Genomic DNA, 18,841 nt, shown 5'->3' on the forward strand with positions numbered 1-18,841 from the left:
GAGCTGGCTTGCCAGCGATGGAGGTTCGAAGAACCTCCTGCGGCATTCAGATCAGGAAGAAAAGATTTCCGTGTAACGACGAATCCACTGGTCATGCACAGTCGCCAGGAAGGCGTTGTCGTGCATGATCGCCTTCTCGGCAATCTGCTCCGGCGTGAGGATGTACGGGCTCTTGCGGGCTTCGGCGGAGATGATCGCCTTGGCGTTGACCGGGCCGTTGTAGATGTCTTCAGCCATCTTGCCCTGCACCAGCGGGTCCAGAGAGTGGTTGATGAAGGCGTAGGCCATGTCGGTATCGCCAGGACGGTTCTTCGGCATCACCGACAGCATCAGGTCGGTGTAGAAACCTTCCTTCATGCCGAACGTGGCGCCCAGGCCGTAATTCGGATCGCGGATCTGTTTCGGGAAGAACGCTGGTGCGTACAGACCGCCCATGTCCAGGGAGCCGGTGCGGAACAGTTCGGCGATCTGGTTCGGGTTTTCACCCAGGGTCACCACACGATCTTTCAGCTCGGCGAGTTTCTTGAAGCCCGGTTCGATGTTGTGCTCGTCACCACCGGCCAGTTTGGCGGCGATGATGATCAGGTCCATGGCCTCGGTCCAGTTCGGCGGCGGCAGGAAGATGTTCGGGGCCAGCTCCGGGTCCCACAGGGCCGCGTAGCTGTCCGGCGCTTGTTTCTGGGTGCGGGTGCTGTAGACCAGACTGTTGCACCACAGCAGGTAACCGATACCGTGGCCATTGGCGCCGGTGCGGTACTTCTCCGGTACATCGACGAGGTTGGGAATGCGGTTGAGGTCGGGTTTTTCCAGCAGGTTGGCGGCGGCCAGACCTTCGGCGCCGACGCCTGCCAGGGTGATGATGTCGTATTGCGGACGATCACCGCCGGCCTTGAGCTTGGCGACCATTTCCGAGGTACTGCCGGTGCGGTCAGCGATGACCTTGCAACCGTACTTGTCTTCGAACGTCGCGGCGATGTTGCGCAGCGCAGCCAGGCCGGTGTCATCGGACCAGGTCAGCAAACGCAGGGTCTTGCCGGCAAAACGTGTGTCGCTGGCATTGGCCTTGATGAACGGCATGCTCATGGCCGCTGCTGCAACCGAGGCTACGCCCACGGTCTTGATGAATTGACGTCTGTTCAGATCATGCTCGCCCATTACGGACTCCCTTTGTTTTTGTAGGTATGAGGCTGGTCGAAACTGTTGCATCCGCGCGGCTGGATCAGCTTTAGCCCCTGTGTTTTCGGGGGCCTGGCTGAGTCAGCGGGTTCATCCTGAGGTCGTGTAAAACACCTGACTATCGATAAAAACTCATTGAAGCCATGACGTCAGCGCATGCCTCATGTAGGAGCGAGCTTGCTCGCGAATGATGCATGAACGACGCGGGCTGTCTGACTCCCCGCGTTATCGTTGACGTCCATCGCGAGCAGGCTCGCTCCTACAGGAGAGGGGCGTCAAACAGCCCGAATCACGTGTTTGATTTCCTGGAAAGCCTGCAAGCCCCACGGCCCCAATTCGCGGCCGATGCTGCTCTGCTTGTAGCCGCCCCAGGCGGTCTGCGGGAAGATCACCTGCGGCGCGTTGATCCACACAAGCCCCGCCTGCAAAGCGTTGGCGACGCGGTCGGCGGTCTCGGCATTGCGCGTCACCACACTGGCGACCAGGCCAAACTGGCTGTCGTTGGCCAGGGCAATCGCTTCGGCTTCAGAGGCGAAACGGCGCACGCAGATCACCGGGCCGAAAATCTCTTCGTTCCACAGCGCACTGTCGAGGGGCACTTCGGTGAAAACTGTCGGCTGCAAAAAATATCCGCGCGACAGGTCGGCCGGGCGATTGCCGCCGCAAACCAGTTTGGCGCCGGCACTCAAACCGCGGTCGATGTGACCCAGCACACGCTGGTACTGCGCCTGATTGACCAGCGCGCCCATTTCCACGTTCGGGTCGAACGGGTCGGCCACGCGAATGGCTTCGGCACGGGCCTTCACACGGTTCAGGAATTCATCGGCCAGCTCATCGGCGACCAGCACGCGACTGGTGGCGGAACACATCTGCCCGGCGTTGAAGAAACCACCGCCGCAAGCCACTTCTACCGCCAAGTCGATATCGGCATCGGCCAGTACCAGCAGCGAAGATTTGCCGCCCAGTTCCAGGCTCACGCCCTTGACGGTTTCCGCCGCACGTTGCATGACCTGCACGCCGACCGCATTGCTGCCGGTGAACGACACCTTGGCGATGCGTGGGTCTGCCGACAGCGGAGCGCCAACCGCCAGGCCGGTACCACAGACCAGATTGAACACACCGGCAGGCACGCCGGCTTCAGCGATGATTGCCGCCAGTTCCAACTCCGGCAGCGGCGTTACTTCCGAAGGCTTGAGCACCACGCAGCAACCGGCGGCCAGGGCCGGGGCGAGTTTCCATGCGGTGGTGACCATCGGGAAGTTCCACGGCACGATCAGGCCAACCACACCGCACGGCTCACGGCGCAGGCGAGCGCTGAAGTCGTCGCTCGGCAGCTCGATGGCACTGTCCTGTTTCGCATCCAGCCCTTCGGCCAGACCGGCGTAATACTCGAACGTGGCGATCACGTCATCGACGTCGATCGCGGCTTCGAATTGCGGCTTGCCGTTGTTGCTCGACTGCAGGTGCATCAATTTTTCACGATGGGCCTGCACGCCCGCGGCGATTTTGCGCAGGATGGCACCGCGTTCGGCGCCCGTGGTTTTCGACCAGGCGGCGAACGCCTGGGTCGCCGCGCTCACGGCTTGATCGACCGCGCGCTCATCGCCACCGTTCACCGTGGTCAACAGGGCTTCGGTCGCCGGGTTGATGACGCGCAGGTGTTCATTGCCTGCCGACCATTGGCCGTTGATGTACAGGCCATCCAGGGTAGTCGGGAAACTCATTTCGACACCGCCTGCATCCATTCGGCCTGATCGATTTCAATCAGGGTCGGACCCTGGCGATCGGTGGCCACGCGCAATGCACCGCGCAATTGCTCGACACTGCTGACGGCTTCGGCCGCGCAACCCAATGCCTTGGCCACACCGATGAAGTCCGGGGTGTAGATGTCCACGCCAACCGGCTCGATGGCGCGGTTGACCATGTATTTCTTGATCTCTTCGTAGCCCTGGTTATTCCACAGCAGCACGATCACCGGGGTGCGCGCTTCAACGGCACTGGCCAGTTCCGGCAGGGTGAATTGCAGGCCGCCGTCGCCGATCAGGCAGACCACGGGAGGACGAGTGCCATTTTCAACGCTGCCGCCGAGCCAGGCACCAATGGCAGCCGGCAAGGCGTAACCGAGAGTGCCGTAACCGGTGGACGAGTTGAACCAGCGACGCGGACGCTCCGGGTTGAACGTCAGGTTGCCGGTGTACACCGGCTGGGTCGAATCGCCGACGAACACGGCGTCCGGCAGCTCGTGCAGCACGGTTTCCAGGAAACGGGTCTGGGCCAGGGTCGGTGCGTCCCAGGTGGCGGCCAGGTCTTCACGCAGACGAGCGGCGCGTACTTGCCCCCAATCGTTGCGGCGCTCGGCCAGGGATTTGTGCGACAAGGCGCTGAGCAAGGCCTGGGCGGCGTTGCGCGAGTCGGCGACCAATGCCACGTGCGGCGGGTAGTTGCGCACGGTCTGGTCAGGGTCGATGTCGACGCGCAGCAGTTGGCCTGGAATCTCGAAGCCACCGGCGAAGGTCACGTCGTAGTCGGTCTCGGCCAGTTCGGTGCCGATAGCCAACACCACATCGGCCTCGGCGACCAGCGCACGGGTGGCGACCAGGCTCTGGGTCGAACCGATCAGCAGCGGGTGGCCGGAAGCGAGCATGCCTTTGGCATTGATGGTCAGGGCTACCGGTGCGTCCAACAGCTCGGCCAGCTCAGTCAGCTCGGCCGCCGCGTCGATGGCACCGCCGCCGGCGAGAATCAGCGGGCGCTTGGCGCCGGCCAGCAAATCGGTCATGCGCGACACGGCGCTCGGCGAAGCACCGGCGCGGTCGATGTTGACCGGCAGGCTGCTGAGCAGGTCGTCGGCGTCTTCAACCAACACATCCAGCGGAATCTCAATGTGCACCGGACGCGGACGACCAGCCTGGAACAGTGCAAAGGCGCGAGCCAACACACCCGGCAATTCCGACGCCGACATCAGGGTGTGGGAGAACGCCGCAACACCGGCGCACAATGCGCCCTGGTTCGGCAGCTCATGCAGCTTGCCGCGACCGCCGCCCAACTGGCTGCGCGATTGCACGCTGGAGATCACCAGCATCGGGATCGAATCGGCGTAGGCCTGGCCCATGGCGGTGGTGATGTTGGTCATGCCAGGGCCGGTGATGATGAAACACACACCGGGTTTGCCGCTGGTGCGGGCGTAGCCGTCGGCCATGAAGCCGGCGCCCTGTTCATGGCGCGGCGTGACGTGGTTGATGCTCGAACGGGCCAGCCCGCGATACAACTCCACGGTATGAACCCCCGGAATGCCGAACACCTGCTCGACCCCGTAGTTTTCGAGTAACTTGACCAATACTTCGCCGCACGTCGCCATGTCTTTGCCCTTTTTGTTCGTTTGAGACGCCGGGCATGCGCTGTGTTTATGATGGATTCGCAGGCCCGGGAATGGCCTCATTGGAACGGGCGACACGTAGCCGCAACAATGGATAAAAAGTCATACTAGCCATGTCCTCACGTCATACCTTGGATCCCAATGAAACGACTGCCTCCCCTGCCGGCGCTGCACACATTCCTGATTACCGCGCAGTGCTGCAATTTCACCCGTGCTGCCGAACAGCTGTTTATCACCCAGGGCGCGGTGAGTCGGCAGATCGCCGGGCTGGAAGATTTTCTGGGTTATGAATTGTTCATCCGTCAGGCCCGAGGCCTGGACCTGACAGCTGAAGGACGGGAATGGCTGCCACGGGTCCAGCAGATTTTCGGCCTGATCGACGAGGCGGTGGAGCAGATCGGCGAGAAGCGCGAAACCCTGCAGCTCAAGGCACCAACCTGCGTCATGCGCTGGTTGCTGCCGCGTCTGTTGCAATGGCAAAGGGAACGCCCGGACGTACCGGTGGAGCTGACCACCACGGTCAAGCACGGCGTGGATTTTCATCGCGAGCAGTTCGATGCGGCGGTGATGTACGGCCCACCGCCGGACACTTCATTGATGTCGCAAAAACTCTTCGATGAACAACTCACACCGGTGTGTTCCAGACCGATACTCGAAGGCCCCATGCCCCTGCAGACTCCGGCCGATCTGCAACAACACCTGTTGCTGCACCCGACCCGCGATGAACGGGACTGGAAGGCCTGGTTGAAAGCCGCGGATGTACAGTTGAGCAATGTCGGCAAGGGCCAGCATTTCGAAACACTGGACCTGGCGATGTCGATGGCATCCCAGGGAACGGGGGTGGCGATTGGCGATTGGTCGCTGATCGGCGATGACCTGAACGCCGGGCGGTTGGTCATGCCATTCGAATTGAAGGTGACAACGGGGTTGGCGTATTACCTGGTATTCCCCGAGAAACCCGGGCCTTCGCCGAAGTTGCGTGAATTGATGGGTTGGCTGGTGGAGCAGGCGCAGAGCCGCTGAAAAGCCCCTGTAGGAGCCGGCTTGCCGGCGAATCAGGCGATGCGGTGTGTCAGGCATGCCGCCTTCGCTGGCAAGCCAGCTCCTACAGGTGTTGATCAGTAACCAACAGTAAACCGCTGCCGCGAATGCTTCGGAGCTTCCACTTCGTCGAGCATCGCAATCGCGTAGTCGGCAAAGGTAATCCAGCTTCGCCCTGCGCTACTCACCAGCAAATCGTCCTTGCCGATGCGGAATTTTCCGGTGCGTTCACCTTCGACAAACTCCGCCGATGGCGACAGAAAAGTCCAGTCCAGTTCCTTTTCCTGACGCAGGCTTTCAAGAAACACAGCACCGGCACCGGCTTCGGCCTTGTACGCTTCCGGGAAGCCTTGACTGTCGATCACCCGGGTGCCGTCCGGCAACAGCAACGAGCCGGCACCGCCTACCACCAGCAGACGCTTGACCCCGGCCCTCTGCACCGGCACGACTACGGCACTGGCCGGCAGGGTGGCGAAATGCGCCGCGCTGATCACCACATCATGACCGGCGATGGCTGCTTGCAAGGCAGCGGCATCGAGGGCATCGACATTTTTGCTGACCACACCGTCACGCGGAGCGAACTTCGACGTATCGCGGGCAATGGCAGTGACGTTGTGGCCACGACGCAAGGCCTCTTCCAGCAATTGGCTACCGGCACGACCGGTGGCCCCGATGATTGCGATTTTGCTCATGGCATTCTCCAACGGGTTGGGTAGTTCAATGGGTTACCACTTCATCTCGCCCTTAGCGACCTTGGCACTCAGCTCAAGAGAGCTTTCGTCGCCCAGGGTCGGGAAGCGTTTTTTCATTGCGGCGATCAGTACGGCAGAATCCTTGGCCTTGGCGGTTTCTGCATCGAAGGCCTTGATGTAGTCGGCGGTGAACTGCACAGAGGCCAATGAACCCGTGCTGTCGCCCAGGTAATGACCCGGCACCACGGTCTGCGGTTTCAGGGTTTCAATGGAGTGCAGCGTAGCCAACCAATCGGCATGGGACTTTGGCGTTTGGGTGTCAGCCATCCACACGTGGATGTTTTGCGCCACCACGACACCACCGACTACGGCCTTGATCGATGGAATCCACACAAAGCTGCGATCCGGCTGCGGCCCCTCAAGACCCACCACCTGCAACTTCTGTCCTTCGAGGATCAGGCTGTCGCCCTTGAGCACGTCCGGCACGATGGTTTTGGCCGGCACATCGGCCCCCATTTTCGGCCCCCAGAATGCCAGTTTGCCGCCGACGGTTTGCTTGATGTGGTCAACGGTCGGCTGCGAAGCAAGGACCTTGGCCTTGGGGAACGCGGCCGTCAGGGTATCGAGGCCGAAGTAGTAGTCCGGGTCACCGTGACTGATGTAGATGGTGGTCAGCTGCTTGCCGCTGGCGCGGATTTTCTCCACCACCTGTTCGGCCTGGGACTTGCCGAACTGCGCATCCACCAGAATCGCTTCTTTTTCACCGCTGACCAGCACCGAGGTCACCGGGAAGATGGCTTTTTCGCCAGGGTTGTAGACATCCAGTGTCAGGGTCGAGGCGGCTGCATGGGCGGCGAAACCGAGGGTAGCGCTTGCCAGTAATACACGCTTGAGGGTGGTGAAACCGATCATCTGTTGCTCCGTTGTCCCATGGGTTTATCGGGCGAGGCAGGTCGCCCTTCGTAGGAGCTGGCTTGCCAGCGAAGGACTCCAGAGCGCCGCGCTTATTCAGTCAGCATGCGTCATCGTTAATGACCATCGCGAGCAAGCTCGCTCCTACAGGGGAACAGAGCTTAGTTGCCTGACTCAGTACAAAAAATGCGATGCTTGAACATAGTTTGTTTCTGAAAGCGGGCAAATCATGGATCGTCTTCAAGCAATGCGTGTGTTCGTCACGGTGGTCGACCTCGGCAGCCAGTCGGCCGCCGCCGATCATCTGGAGCTGTCACGGCCGGTGGTGTCGCGGTATCTGGCGGAACTGGAAGACTGGGTTGGCGCACGCCTGATGCACCGCACCACGCGCAAATTGAGCCTGACCGCCGCCGGCACCGAAATCCTGCCCCGCTGCCGACAGATGCTCGATTTGTCCACCGACATGCAAGCCGCCGTCAGCGAACCGCATGACGCACCGCGCGGCCTGCTGCGCATCAGCGTCAGCACCTCCTTCGGCCAGGCGCAACTGGCCGATGCCATGGCCGTTTATGTGCGACGCTACCCCGGCGTCAGCATCGACATGCAGATGCTCGATCGCACCGTGAATCTGGTGGATGAGCGCATCGACCTGGCAATTCGCACCAGCAACGACCTGGACCCGAACCTGATCGCCCGTCGCCTGACGGTTTGCCGCTCGGTGATCTGTGCTTCCCCCGCTTACCTGCGTGAGCACCCGGCACCGCAACGGGTTGACGACCTGAGCCAGCACAACTGCCTGACCCATTCCTACTTCGGCAAAAGCCTCTGGCATTTCGAGCAGGACGGCGAACAGGTTTCAGTACCAGTGCAGGGCAACATCAGCGCCAACGAGGCCAGCACGCTGTTGCGCGCAACGATCGCAGGCGCCGGGGTGGCGATGCTGCCCACGTATCAGGCCGGCGTGCACATCCACAGCGGCGAATTGATTCGCCTGCTGCCGGCGGCCGAACCCCGGCAAATGAACGTGTATGCGGTGTATGCCTCGCGCAAGCACATGCCGGCGGCGCTGCGCAGCTTGCTGGATTTTCTGGTGGAGAGGTTTCCGGAAGAGCCGGAGTGGGACGCTGGCCTGTAAACACCGACCCTGTAGGAGCTGGCTTGCCAGCGATAGCGGCGTATCAAACTACATCAGCGGTGACTGACACGCCCTCTTCGCTGGCAAGCCAGCTCCTACAAGGGCGATCAGTGGCCTGAATGGCGCGTTATGGCTGGTAACTCACCGGCGCTGACCTATGCTCAAAGTAATACCGAAAGGTATTCGTTCAGGGGTCAACGCCATGAACATCAAAACAAGAAGATACCTCGCGATCTTCATCACCTGTGCGGTCACGCTCGGGCTGTATGGCGCTGCAGCCTGGCGCGTCGAGCAATTGCGCAACCTGCCCCGTGATTACACGAGCTGCAGCTTCGAGCACTGCATTCCCCACAACGCCACCCTCGATGCCCTCCGGTAACGAAGGGGTTCAGGCTTCGTTGCCCTGATCGGCCTTCAAGCGGTCTCGGAACGCCTTGGGCGAAATCCCCACACGACGCCGGAACAGGCGCGTGAAGTTGGTCGGATCGGAAAACCCCAACACGTCGGACATTTCATAAATGGTCATGCTGGTGTAGGTCAGCAAACGCTTGGCCTCCAGCAACTGCCGTTCGTGCACGATCTGCAACGCCGGTTGCCCCGCCAGCTCACGACAAGTGCCGTTGAGGTGGGACACGGAAATCCCCAGCCTGTGTGCCAGGTCCTCGACCTTGACGTGCTGGCGATAGGTCTCTTCCACCAGCTGAATAAAGCCGTTGAGGTATTCCCTGGCCCGTTGCGGTCGCGCCATGGCGGTGCGACGCTGGATCACCTGTCGGCTGATCCACACCACGATCACACTGACCAGCGAATGCATGAGCATTTCCCGCGCCGGTTGATGGCTGACGTACTCGTTCTGCAAGGCACTGAACAGGCTGTTGAGGTACTCGGCGTCCTTGCCTGCCGGGTAACTTTCGGCCTGGGCCAGGGCATTGACCGATTGCCCCAGTTGCATCTGCAAGTGGGCGATCAACGGCGCGGCCAGGGTCACGACAAACCCTTCCACGTCCTCGGAAAAGCGAAATCCGTGCACCGATAGCGGTGGCAGGATCTGGATCGCCGGTTCCACCAGTTGCGTACGCTGGCCTTCGATTTCAAGCTCTGCCTGACCTTTGAATACGAAGAGCAACTGGCACAAATCAGCGTGGCGGTGAGGTTTGATTTCCCAATGATGTTCGCTACTGCGTTTGGAAATGGTTTCACAGTGCAGCAAGTCCGGGGTCGGCCAATCCAGGCTTTCACCGTAGAGCTTGAACACTGGAATCGAAGGCAGGTCAGGCTTGTTCATCACTTCAATCCAGGCCTCGGAATAGATGACGGGCGATAATCGCACCGATTGGCAGAATGTACAGCTATCGACTCAGTTTTCACCTTCAATTGACAGACCCGCAAGGGAAAAATGCAAGCACTCGATCCATAAAAATCATTCACCGGCCCTGGTCGCGTGAAGCTTGCGAGTCATAAAAACAATGAAAACACTGAAAACCCAGGTCGCCATCATTGGTGCCGGCCCTTCAGGCTTGTTGCTCGGCCAATTGCTGCACAACGCTGGCATCGACACCCTCATTCTCGAACGTCAGACCCCGGACTATGTACTCGGCCGAATCCGCGCCGGCGTGCTTGAACAAGGCATGGTAGAGCTGTTGCGTCAGGCCGGCGTAAACCGGCGCATGGACGCCGAGGGACTGGTGCATGGCGGCTTCGAACTGGCCCTCGACGGGCGCCGGGTGCACATTGATCTGCACGCCCTGACGGGTGGCAAAACCGTGATGATCTACGGCCAGACCGAAGTTACCCGCGACCTGATGGCCGCTCGTCGGGAGGCCGGCGCGCAGACGATTTATCAAGCCGAAAACGTCGTCCCCCACGGCCTGAAAACCGATGAAGCGTTTGTCACTTTTGAAAAGGACGGTGAGACCTGGCGACTCGATTGCGACTACATCGCCGGTTGCGACGGCTTCCATGGGGTGGCGCGGCAATCGATTCCCGCCGACAGCCTGAAAATCTTCGAACGGATCTATCCCTTCGGTTGGCTCGGGATTCTGGCCGATACCCCGCCGGTCCACGATGAGCTGGTCTACGCCCGCCATGAGCGCGGTTTCGCCCTGTGCAGCATGCGCTCGTCGACACGCACCCGTTATTACCTCCAGGTGCCCACCAGCGATCATGTCGAAAACTGGTCGGATCAACGCTTCTGGGACGAACTCAAGTCGCGATTGCCGCAAGCGTTGGCGGACAGACTGGTCACGGGGCCGTCCATCGAAAAAAGCATCGCGCCGCTGCGCAGCTTCGTGGTCGAACCCATGCAATACGGACGGATGTTCCTGGTCGGCGATGCCGCGCACATCGTCCCGCCCACCGGCGCCAAGGGCTTGAATCTGGCAGCCAGTGATGTGAGTACCCTGTTCAACATTCTGCTCAAGGTTTACCGCGAAGATCGCGTCGATTTGCTGGAGAAGTACTCCGAAATTTGCCTGCGCAGGGTGTGGAAGGCCGAGCGGTTTTCCTGGTGGATGACCTCGATGCTGCACCGCTTCGATGAGCACGATGCCTTCAGCCAGCGCATCGCCGAGTCGGAGCTGGAATATTTCATCGACTCCGAGGCGGGTCGAAAAACCATTGCAGAAAACTACGTCGGACTTCCTTATGAGGCTATCGAATAGCCTGCTACCGACTTACACTGGCGAGTGTCCCCGCTCGCCTTGCCTCTTGCGGGTCAATCACCGCCCGCAGGTTTTCCCGTGACCAATCTCCGCCAGCCTGAAACGCCCAAACCCGCCATTCGCAGCGTGCTGATCGCCCTGATGCTGGCGATCTTTCTCGGGGCGCTGGACCAGACCATCGTCGCCGTTTCGATGCCGGCCATTTCCGCGCAGTTCAAGGACGTCAGCCTGCTGGCCTGGGTGATTTCCGGCTACATGGTGGCCATGACCGTGGCGGTGCCGATCTACGGCAAACTGGGTGACCTGTACGGGCGGCGCAAGTTGATGCTGTTCGGCATGGGCCTGTTCACCCTGGCATCGGTGTTCTGCGGCATGGCACAGAGCATGGAGCAACTGGTATTGGCGCGAATCTTCCAGGGCATCGGGGCCGGCGGGATGATTTCGGTGAGCCAGGCGATCATCGGTGACATCGTGCCGCCACGGGAACGCGGCCGGTATCAGGGCTATTTCAGCAGCATGTATGCAGTGGCCAGTGTGGCCGGCCCGGTACTCGGCGGTTACATGACCGAATACCTGTCCTGGCGCTGGGTGTTCCTGATCAACCTGCCGCTGGGCCTGGGCGCCTGGCTGGTGGCTTATCGCACGCTGGTGGGCCTGCCGATTCCGCAACGCAAACCGGTCATCGATTACCTGGGCACCGTGCTGATGATCATCGGCCTGACGGCATTGTTGCTGGGTATCACGCAGGTCGGTCAGGGTCATTCCTGGCGCAGCGCCGAAGTGCTGGCGTTGCTCGCGTGTGCGGTGCTGGTGCTGGGGCTGTTTGTCGTTCACGAGCGTCGGGCACGGGAGCCCTTGTTGCCGATGCATCTGTTCGCCAACCGCAATGCGATCCTGTGCTGGTGCACGATTTTCTTCACCAGTTTCCAGGCCATCTCGCTGATTGTGCTGATGCCATTGCGCTTTCAGAGCGTGACCGGCGCCGGTGCCGACAGTGCCGCCCTTCATCTGTTGCCGCTGGCCATGGGCTTGCCGATTGGCGCGTATTTCGCCGGCCGCCGTACCTCCGTGACCGGACGCTACAAATCGATGATCCTCACCGGTGCTGCGCTGATGCCCATCGCGATTGTCGGCATGGCGTTCAGCCCACCGCAGGCATTCGTCGTGAGCAGCCTGTTCATGTTGCTCTGCGGGATTTCCTCCGGCATGCAGTTCCCGACGTCATTGGTCGGCACGCAGAACTCGGTGGACCAGCGGGACATCGGCGTCGCTACCAGCACCACCAACCTCTTCCGTTCGCTGGGTGGTGCCGTGGGTGTGGCGTTGATGTCGGCGCTGCTGTTGGCGTTGCTGCAAGACTCAAGCTTTGCGCACCTGGCCGGCTCGTCGCTGATCGTCGAGGGCAGTTCAGGCAATGTGTTGCTCGACGGCTTGAACGCCGCACCGGGTGAGGCGCAGAACGCCTTGCGCGCCGAGTTGTTGTTGACGTTCCGGCACTTGCTGACGGTCAGTGCGGTGGTGTCGTTGCTGGGGCTGGCGGCAGCGATTGCCATGCCGAACATGCTGTTGCGCGGGCGCGAGGATAAGGTTCGGTAGATAGACCGCGTCGCCTTCATCGCGGGCAAGCCCGCTCCCACAAGTATTGATGCCGTTCACAAAATCTGTGGTCAACACTCATACCTGTGGGAGCGGCGATGCGGCGATCCGACTTGCCCGCGATGGCGTCCTCATTGAAACCATAAAATCAAGGGCTGTAATACCCGACCACCACCAGAAAATGCCCGACCTTTTTCAGGTAGGCATGCTTGTTCTCGACCTTGCCGGTCACCGGGTTTTTCCAGCGGTATTCGTATTCGCCGTAATCCTGCCCGGCCATCAACGCCAGAATCGGCTCGCCCACCGGTTTGCCTTCCGGGTCCGCGATCTTGCTGAAGTCGGTATTGACCAGCCGCAAATTGGTGCCGTGGGCCACGTAACGCTGGGTATCCAGGTCGACGACAAACACATACAGGTCATCCTGCAGGTAGCCGCCCTTGAGGGAATTGATCGCCGTCAGGGTGCCCTTTTCGTCCTTGGCCAGATCGGTTGCCGCTTTATTCAGCAAGGCCATGGCCTGTTCGGCGGAGGCCCGTGGCAGGTAATAACCGACGGCCAGAATCCGCTGGCCGATGCGCTGGTAGTAGACATGCTTGCGCTCGACCTTGCCGTCATTCCAGTTCTGCCAGCGATATTCCGCCTGCTGAATGCCATTGCCTTCCGGCACTTTCAGGGCATCCTTGAAGGCTTTCTGCAGGTCCGGCCCAAGCACCTCCGAGACGTCCCGGCCGATCAACGCCGACGACGGCCCACCGCTGGCAAGCATCACGCCCTTGGTGTCGAGCACAAAGACATAGCGGTCCTTGTCGACAAACTCCCCCTGGCGGCTGAACGCCGCAAAGGCCTTGTCACCATTCTGGTGGTAATAAGCCAGGGCTTTTTCCAGCAGGGCGATGGCCGCCTTGCTGTCGTCCTTTTCCGTCCCGGCGGCTTGCACCTGGCTCAGGCACAACAAAAACATGCCGCACAGCAAGGCGAACCTATGCAGAAACCCCATTGCGCATCCCTCGTTCCTGGTGGTGTTTCAGGAGCGTAGACGGCAAAGGGGGATGCATGGCTATCAGTAACCCCCGGATTGTCCTGGAGCAGACGATTACTGCCGGGCGCGCAGTTGCTGCTGAAGGTTCTGGATCTGCGCCTGAAGGGTATTGATGTTGCGGGTGACCTGGCTGCGGAACGCATCGAACTCGGCGGTATTGGTCGAGCCCTGCGTGACCGCCGGACGGTTGTCCTGTTCGCTCTTGAGCACGATCATGTCCTGCTCCAGACGTTCGATGGCAGCGCTCGGGTTGCCTTGTTTCTTCAGCGCGGTGATATCGGCGCCCAGGCTCTTCAACTGCGCATCGAGTTTTTCCGAGTCGGACGGGGCACTTTTCAGGGCGGCCAATTCAGCGTTCAAGGCTTTGACCTGGGCCTGCAACTGAGTATTGGCTGTCTGATGTTCGTTGTTCTGAGCAGTCAACTGCGCCAGGCGTTTGTCCAGCTCTGTGGATTGCGCGGTCATTTGCGCCAGTCGCTTGTCCAGGTCCGAGGCTTGGCCGGCAACACCTTGCTGCTGGGCGTTCTGGTCCTGGAGTTTGCTTTCCAGCTGGCGGATTTGCAGTTTCAAGGCCTCGCTGTCGGTGGTGACACTGGTCTGGCTGGCAACCACCTTTCCGGAAATATCCTGCAGGCGCCCTGCCGCTTCCTCACTGATTCGCGCAAAGCTCTCCTGGGTCGCCACCAGTTGCTGTTCCATCAGGGACATCTGCTGAAAGCTCCACCAGGCCAGGCCCGCGAACGCAAAGAACAACGCACCGACCAATGCCCACAGGGCACCGGTACCCGCCGCCTTGACCTTCACCACCGGCGCCGTGCGCGATTGCACGGCCGTGCGGGCAGTGGGCGGAAAGTCGTCATCGAGAACGTCTGCACGCAGGCTCGGTACATCATCGAAGTCGTCGTTGGCATCGTTACGCATGGACATTGGGTCAACCTTAGTGGATCACATAATGGCTTTATGCCGCGCAGTATAAACCCCACAGCCGCAACCATTGACCCTGAAGCCCGTATCCGGTTCAGTCAGGGGTCGTTGTTCGAACGTCAGCGAACAGCCTGAGCCTTCCACCAGCCACAGAATTCGTCGAGCGCCGTCCAGAGGCTGACCTTGGGATCGTAATCCAGATAATGCCGGGCGCGGCTGATGTCCAGGGTGAAATTTTTGTTCATGACCTGCATGCCCAGACGCGACAGCGTCGGCTCGGGACGCCCCGGCCACAACTTGCACACCCCCTCGTTGAGGGCCGCCATGCTGTAGGCCAGACCGTAGGAACGGTAGCGGGTGACCTGTGGGACTTCCATATTGCGCATGACGTAATTGACCACGTCCCACAACGGAACCGGCGTGCCATTGCTGATGTTGTAAGCCTTGCCCAGCGCGGAACCGCTGGCCAGCAAACTGCTGAGCAACGCCTCGTTGAGGTTTTGCACACTGGTGAAATCAACTTTGCTCAGACCGTTGCCGATGATAGCCAGGCGCCCCTTGCGCTGCATGTTCAACAGGCGCGGGAAGATGCTCATGTCGCCAGCCCCGGTGACAAAACGCGGGCGCAGGGCCAGGGTTTCCAGACCGAACTCCTGGGCACCGAAGACTTTTTGCTCGGCCAGGTACTTGGTGGCGGCGTAAGGGTGTTTGAAGCGCTTCGGCACCTGCTCTTCGGTCAGGCCCAAGTGATCGCGACCATCGAAGTAGATCGATGGCGACGACAGATGCACCAGCCGCCGAACCCGTTGTTTCAGGCAGGCTTCGACCACGTTCTCGGTGACCTGGACGTTGCCCTGAAGGAAGTCCTGATAACGTCCCCATAAACCGACGGCACCGGCGCAATGCACCACCGCTTCGACGTCCGAACACAGTTCGCGTGCCAGTTCCGGGTCGCTCAAATCGCCCTGGATGAACTCGGCGCCCCGACGTACCAGATGCTCCACACTCTCGGCCCGGCGACCGTTGACCCGCACGTCCAGGCCCTGCTCCAGGGCAAAACGCGCAAAGCGCCCGCCGATGAAACCGCTTGCGCCGGTAACCAGAATCTTCATGAATTGCTCCGAATATTTCGTTTTGCGTATTACGTGAGGTCTTGACGCTGCGCGTCAGTCCAAGGGCACCAGCCATTGCTTCGAGGCGCGTACCAATTGATCGGTGAGTAAACCCAGCAACTGTCCGCCATTACGCCAATGATGCCAGTACAGCGGCACATCGATTGGCTTATCTGGCAGCAGCTCCTGCAATACGCCCCTTTCAAGTTGCTCGCGTACCTGCAGTTCCGGAACCAGCCCCCAGCCCAGCCCGGCTTCCGTCAGCCGGATAAAGCCTTCCGACGACGGGCATAAATGGTGTTCGAAACCACCCTCGACGCCCAGGGACGCCAGATAACGATGCTGTAGGAAATCGTCCGGGCCAAACACCAGGGCAGGGCTTCGGGCCAACTGATCGGCGCGTACGCCTTGCGGAAAATGCCGGGCAATAAAGGCGGGGCTGGCCAGCGCACGGTAACGCATCGCCCCCAGCAGCACGCTGCGCGCGCCCGCCACCGGACGTTCGCTGGCGCAGACACAGGCCGCCACTTCTCCGGCGCGCATGCGCTTGAGGCCCACGGTCTGGTCTTCGACCACAAGGTCCATCAACAGATGCTGTTCCGCGCAAAAAGCCCCCACGGCTTGCGCCCACCAAGTGGCCAGGCTGTCGGCGTTCAGGGCGATCCGCAGGCGTTCCGGCAGGCCCTCTTCATCCAGCGCCGGCACCAGGCTTTGCAAATCCCGTTCAAGCAATCGCACCTGCTGCACGTGGTTGAGCAACCGTCGACCGATTTCCGTCGGCGTTGGCGGCGTGGCTCGCACGAGCACCGGTTGGCCAACACGTGCTTCCAGCAGCTTGATGCGCTGGGAAATCGCCGATTGCGACAGGCCCAGCACCTGGGCCGCCCGTTCAAAACCGGCCTGTTCGACCACGGCGGCCAGGGCGGAAAGCAATTTATAGTCGAACATCAGTTTTCCTAATGAGCGATCAGCATGATTTGTTTTTCTTATACAGCCTTCACAAGGAGAATGACCAGCAAGAACTCATGAACAAGGATCACCCACATGGCTGGCGAAACCTCACTGGCAACGCTGCTGCGCAGCATGAGCCCGCAACTCAACGCTGGCCAATACGTGTTCTGCACCCTGCGCGACGGCAAATTGCCTGCGGACCTGGAGATTGTCGGCAGCTTCCGCGAGCAGGAAGGCCTGACCGTGATTCTCGAACGTTCCCACGCCGAAAAAGCCGGATTCAGCTTCGACTACATTGCCGCCTGGATCACCCTGAACGTGCATTCGGCCCTCGAAGCGGTCGGCCTGACCGCCGCGTTCGCCACGGCATTGGGCAAGGCCGGTATCAGCTGCAACGTGATTGCCGGCTACTACCACGACCATTTGTTTGTCGGCCAGGCCGACGCCGACCGCGCCCTGCAAGTGCTGCGGGATCTGGCAGCCAACGCGGAGTAAAAAATCATGTGGCAAAGTTATATGAACGGGCTGCTCGTGGCCTTCGGCCTGATCATGGCGATCGGCACCCAGAATGCGTTTGTCCTGGCGCAAAGCCTGCGCCGTGAACATCACCTGCCGGTAGCGGCACTCTGCGTGGCCTGCGACGCGCTATTGGTGGCGGCCGGGGTATTCGGCCTGGCGACGGTACTGGCACAGAATCCGACACTCTTGGCGATTGCCCGCTGGGGCGGTGCAGCATTTCTGTTGTGGTACGGCAGCCAGGCACTGCGCCGGGCCTTTTCGAAACAGAGCCTTGAGCAGGGCGAGAGCCAGACCGTACGCTCGCTGCGGGCGGTCATGCTCAGTGCACTGGCGGTGACGTTGCTCAACCCGCACGTCTATCTGGACACGGTTTTACTGATTGGCTCCTTGGGTGCACAACAAACCGAGCCGGGCGCTTATGTCGTGGGCGCGGCCAGTGCCTCGCTGCTGTGGTTCTTCACCCTGGCGCTCGGTGCAGCTTGGCTGGCACCGTGGCTCGCCCGCCCAAGTACCTGGCGAATTCTCGATCTGTTGGTGGCGGTGATGATGTTTGCCGTAGCGTTCCAGTTGATCGCGGCCATCTGATTCGCACAACCTCTATTCCACACAGTTGTTGCGTGGTTATGCCGCCCCCCCGGTGCTATGATCCGACTCCCTGCGCCGCAAAGAGTACAAACTCCCCGGCGCTTGTCTGGCCGCCCGTGATCGGCCTTGCGCTCACCGCAACTGACCTGACTAGGAGAATCATCATGGCTTTCGAATTGCCGCCGCTGCCTTACGCACACGATGCCCTGCAGCCGCACATCTCCAAGGAAACCCTGGAGTTTCACCACGACAAGCACCACAACACCTACGTCGTGAACCTGAACAACCTGGTGCCAGGCACCGAGTTCGAAGGCAAGACCCTGGAAGAAATCGTCAAGACTTCCTCGGGCGGTATCTTCAACAACGCCGCTCAGGTCTGGAACCACACTTTCTACTGGAACTGCCTGGCGCCAAACGCCGGCGGTCAACCAACCGGCGCACTGGCTGAAGCCATCAACGCGGCTTTCGGTTCGTTCGACAAGTTCAAGGAAGAGTTCAGCAAGACTTCCATCGGCACCTTCGGTTCCGGTTGGGGTTGGCTGGTGAAAAAGGCTGACGGTTCCCTGGCCCTGGCCAGCACCATCGGCGCCGGCAACCCGCTGACCAACGGCGACACCCCGCTGCTGACCTGCGACGTCTGGGAACACGCTTACTACATCGACTACCGCAACCTGCGTCCGAAGTACGTCGAAGCGTTCTGGAACCTGGTCAACTGGAAGTTCGTGGCTGAGCAGTTCGAAGGCAAAACCTTCACCGCTTAAGCTCGATGCCAGTCAAAAAAACCCGGCTTTGTGCCGGGTTTTTTATTGCCCGGGATTTTCAGCGTTCAGCAGGGCCCCTTCGCGAGCAGGCTCGCTCCTACAGTTGGGCTGGGTACATTCGAAAGAAATTGGTCGGCTGGCAGGCCGCCATCGCAGGCAAGCCAGCTCCCACAGGGATCGGGGACATCTGCAAGAAATTGGTCGGCTGGCAGGCCGCCATCGCGAGCAAGCTCGCTCCCACAGAAGAGCCGAGCAAAGGCAGATTGGCAAACACCCGCTCTGCTCTTCACCACTCAACAGGCCGAGCGTTAGCTCGCCTGCCGCTCTTGATCTTGATCCACCCGCCCCCTCGGCAGGCTGAG

At 60.7% G+C, this 18,841-nt stretch carries 18 protein-coding genes; 8 read left to right on the forward strand and 10 right to left on the reverse strand.

The features are described 5' to 3' along the window. Positions 1–51: 51 nt before the first annotated feature. From PMI31_RS24950 to PMI31_RS24960, 3 genes are all read right to left on the reverse strand, one after another. Positions 52–1,155, reverse strand: coding sequence for an ABC transporter substrate-binding protein (locus PMI31_RS24950; RefSeq protein WP_007986100.1), 1,104 nt, complete (start codon positions 1,153–1,155; stop codon positions 52–54). Positions 1,156–1,451: 296 nt separating this feature from the next. Beyond that, positions 1,452–2,900: an aldehyde dehydrogenase family protein gene (locus tag PMI31_RS24955; RefSeq protein WP_008022007.1), complete on the reverse strand. Its 1,449-nt coding sequence runs from the start codon at positions 2,898–2,900 to the stop codon at positions 1,452–1,454. Then, positions 2,897–4,534, reverse strand: coding sequence for a 5-guanidino-2-oxopentanoate decarboxylase (locus PMI31_RS24960; protein WP_008022008.1), 1,638 nt, complete (start codon positions 4,532–4,534; stop codon positions 2,897–2,899). Before PMI31_RS24960 ends, PMI31_RS24955 begins: the two co-directional genes overlap by 4 nt. 159 nt (positions 4,535–4,693) lie before the next feature. Between PMI31_RS24960 and PMI31_RS24965 the strand changes: the two genes are divergently transcribed. Next, positions 4,694–5,575 carry a LysR substrate-binding domain-containing protein gene (locus PMI31_RS24965; RefSeq protein WP_008022013.1) on the forward strand — a complete coding sequence of 294 codons (882 nt, stop codon included), beginning with the start codon at positions 4,694–4,696 and terminating at the stop codon, positions 5,573–5,575. Positions 5,576–5,670: 95 nt separating this feature from the next. On the opposite strand, the gene PMI31_RS24970 is transcribed toward PMI31_RS24965, so the two are convergent. Continuing rightward, positions 5,671–6,285, reverse strand: coding sequence for an NAD(P)-dependent oxidoreductase (locus PMI31_RS24970; RefSeq protein WP_008022015.1), 615 nt, complete (start codon positions 6,283–6,285; stop codon positions 5,671–5,673). Positions 6,286–6,318: 33 nt separating this feature from the next. Continuing rightward, positions 6,319–7,197, reverse strand: a complete 879-nt coding sequence (locus PMI31_RS24975) for an MBL fold metallo-hydrolase (protein WP_008022016.1) — start codon at positions 7,195–7,197, stop codon at positions 6,319–6,321. Positions 7,198–7,426: 229 nt separating this feature from the next. Here PMI31_RS24975 and PMI31_RS24980 point away from each other — a divergent pair, with 229 nt between their 5' ends. Both PMI31_RS24980 and PMI31_RS31120 read left to right on the forward strand, forming a co-directional pair. Further along, positions 7,427–8,332 carry a LysR family transcriptional regulator gene (locus PMI31_RS24980; protein ID WP_202949440.1) on the forward strand — a complete coding sequence of 302 codons (906 nt, stop codon included), beginning with the start codon at positions 7,427–7,429 and terminating at the stop codon, positions 8,330–8,332. 202 nt (positions 8,333–8,534) lie between these two features. Then, positions 8,535–8,711, forward strand: coding sequence for a hypothetical protein (locus PMI31_RS31120; RefSeq protein ID WP_008022020.1), 177 nt, complete (start codon positions 8,535–8,537; stop codon positions 8,709–8,711). Positions 8,712–8,720: 9 nt separating this feature from the next. Here the strand turns inward: PMI31_RS31120 and PMI31_RS24990 are convergent, their stop codons facing one another. Further along, positions 8,721–9,617 (reverse strand): helix-turn-helix domain-containing protein, encoded by an 897-nt coding sequence (locus PMI31_RS24990; RefSeq protein ID WP_008022021.1) that lies wholly within the window; start codon positions 9,615–9,617, stop codon positions 8,721–8,723. Positions 9,618–9,807: 190 nt separating this feature from the next. On the opposite strand from PMI31_RS24990, the gene pobA reads away from it, so the two are divergent. Together pobA and PMI31_RS25000 are read left to right on the forward strand one after the other, a co-directional pair. Further along, complete coding sequence (gene pobA, locus PMI31_RS24995) at positions 9,808–10,992, forward strand: 4-hydroxybenzoate 3-monooxygenase (protein WP_177323580.1); 1,185 nt, start codon at positions 9,808–9,810, stop codon at positions 10,990–10,992. A gap of 78 nt (positions 10,993–11,070) precedes the next feature. Further along, entirely contained in the window at positions 11,071–12,588 is a 1,518-nt protein-coding gene (locus PMI31_RS25000; protein WP_008022026.1) for an MDR family MFS transporter, read from the forward strand. 148 nt (positions 12,589–12,736) lie between these two features. On the opposite strand, the gene PMI31_RS25005 is transcribed toward PMI31_RS25000, so the two are convergent. The 4 genes from PMI31_RS25005 to PMI31_RS25020 all read right to left on the reverse strand — a co-directional run bounded on the left by PMI31_RS25005 (position 12,737) and on the right by PMI31_RS25020 (position 16,611). Next, on the reverse strand, positions 12,737–13,585 hold the full coding sequence (locus PMI31_RS25005; protein ID WP_008022028.1) for a cache domain-containing protein: 849 nt from the start codon (positions 13,583–13,585) through the stop codon (positions 12,737–12,739). Between the two features lie 96 nt (positions 13,586–13,681). After that, positions 13,682–14,554, reverse strand: a complete 873-nt coding sequence (locus PMI31_RS25010) for a hypothetical protein (protein WP_008022030.1) — start codon at positions 14,552–14,554, stop codon at positions 13,682–13,684. A gap of 116 nt (positions 14,555–14,670) precedes the next feature. Further along, entirely contained in the window at positions 14,671–15,663 is a 993-nt protein-coding gene (locus PMI31_RS25015; protein WP_008022032.1) for an NAD-dependent epimerase/dehydratase family protein, read from the reverse strand. 54 nt (positions 15,664–15,717) lie between these two features. Then, the gene (locus tag PMI31_RS25020) at positions 15,718–16,611 is read right to left on the reverse strand and encodes a LysR family transcriptional regulator ArgP (RefSeq protein WP_008022033.1); all 894 of its coding nucleotides are present in this window, start codon (positions 16,609–16,611) and stop codon (positions 15,718–15,720) included. Between the two features lie 96 nt (positions 16,612–16,707). Between PMI31_RS25020 and PMI31_RS25025 the strand changes: the two genes are divergently transcribed. The 3 genes from PMI31_RS25025 to PMI31_RS25035 all read left to right on the forward strand — a co-directional run bounded on the left by PMI31_RS25025 (position 16,708) and on the right by PMI31_RS25035 (position 18,479). After that, a complete protein-coding gene (locus tag PMI31_RS25025; RefSeq protein ID WP_008022035.1) occupies positions 16,708–17,109 on the forward strand; it encodes an ACT domain-containing protein in 402 nt (133 codons plus the stop codon). Positions 17,110–17,115: 6 nt separating this feature from the next. Further along, positions 17,116–17,718 (forward strand): LysE/ArgO family amino acid transporter, encoded by a 603-nt coding sequence (locus PMI31_RS25030; protein WP_008022037.1) that lies wholly within the window; start codon positions 17,116–17,118, stop codon positions 17,716–17,718. A 164-nt stretch (positions 17,719–17,882) separates the two neighbouring features. Beyond that, positions 17,883–18,479, forward strand: a complete 597-nt coding sequence (locus PMI31_RS25035; protein WP_008022038.1) for a superoxide dismutase — start codon at positions 17,883–17,885, stop codon at positions 18,477–18,479. Positions 18,480–18,841: the final 362 nt, after the last annotated feature.

Source organism: Pseudomonas sp. GM55 (assembly GCF_000282395.1).
Classification (GTDB): Bacteria; Pseudomonadota; Gammaproteobacteria; order Pseudomonadales; family Pseudomonadaceae; genus Aquipseudomonas; species Aquipseudomonas fluorescens_CC.

Excerpts from the sequence above, each read along its gene's own strand:
- PMI31_RS24955 (WP_008022007.1), bottom strand. The coding sequence starts at position 2,900 with ATGAGTTTCCCGACTACCCTGGATGGCCTGTACATCAACGGCCAATGG.
- PMI31_RS25005 (WP_008022028.1), bottom strand. The coding sequence starts at position 13,585 with ATGGGGTTTCTGCATAGGTTCGCCTTGCTGTGCGGCATGTTTTTGTTG.
- PMI31_RS24970 (WP_008022015.1), bottom strand. The coding sequence starts at position 6,285 with ATGAGCAAAATCGCAATCATCGGGGCCACCGGTCGTGCCGGTAGCCAA.
- PMI31_RS25020 (WP_008022033.1), bottom strand. The coding sequence starts at position 16,611 with ATGTTCGACTATAAATTGCTTTCCGCCCTGGCCGCCGTGGTCGAACAG.
- PMI31_RS24950 (WP_007986100.1), bottom strand. The coding sequence starts at position 1,155 with ATGGGCGAGCATGATCTGAACAGACGTCAATTCATCAAGACCGTGGGC.
- PMI31_RS24965 (WP_008022013.1), top strand. The coding sequence starts at position 4,694 with ATGAAACGACTGCCTCCCCTGCCGGCGCTGCACACATTCCTGATTACC.
- PMI31_RS24990 (WP_008022021.1), bottom strand. The coding sequence starts at position 9,617 with ATGAACAAGCCTGACCTGCCTTCGATTCCAGTGTTCAAGCTCTACGGT.
- PMI31_RS25035 (WP_008022038.1), top strand. The coding sequence starts at position 17,883 with ATGGCTTTCGAATTGCCGCCGCTGCCTTACGCACACGATGCCCTGCAG.
- PMI31_RS24980 (WP_202949440.1), top strand. The coding sequence starts at position 7,427 with ATGGATCGTCTTCAAGCAATGCGTGTGTTCGTCACGGTGGTCGACCTC.
- PMI31_RS24975 (WP_008022016.1), bottom strand. The coding sequence starts at position 7,197 with ATGATCGGTTTCACCACCCTCAAGCGTGTATTACTGGCAAGCGCTACC.
- PMI31_RS25030 (WP_008022037.1), top strand. The coding sequence starts at position 17,116 with ATGTGGCAAAGTTATATGAACGGGCTGCTCGTGGCCTTCGGCCTGATC.
- PMI31_RS25015 (WP_008022032.1), bottom strand. The coding sequence starts at position 15,663 with ATGAAGATTCTGGTTACCGGCGCAAGCGGTTTCATCGGCGGGCGCTTT.
- PMI31_RS24960 (WP_008022008.1), bottom strand. The coding sequence starts at position 4,534 with ATGGCGACGTGCGGCGAAGTATTGGTCAAGTTACTCGAAAACTACGGG.
- PMI31_RS25010 (WP_008022030.1), bottom strand. The coding sequence starts at position 14,554 with ATGTCCATGCGTAACGATGCCAACGACGACTTCGATGATGTACCGAGC.
- PMI31_RS31120 (WP_008022020.1), top strand. The coding sequence starts at position 8,535 with ATGAACATCAAAACAAGAAGATACCTCGCGATCTTCATCACCTGTGCG.
- PMI31_RS25025 (WP_008022035.1), top strand. The coding sequence starts at position 16,708 with ATGGCTGGCGAAACCTCACTGGCAACGCTGCTGCGCAGCATGAGCCCG.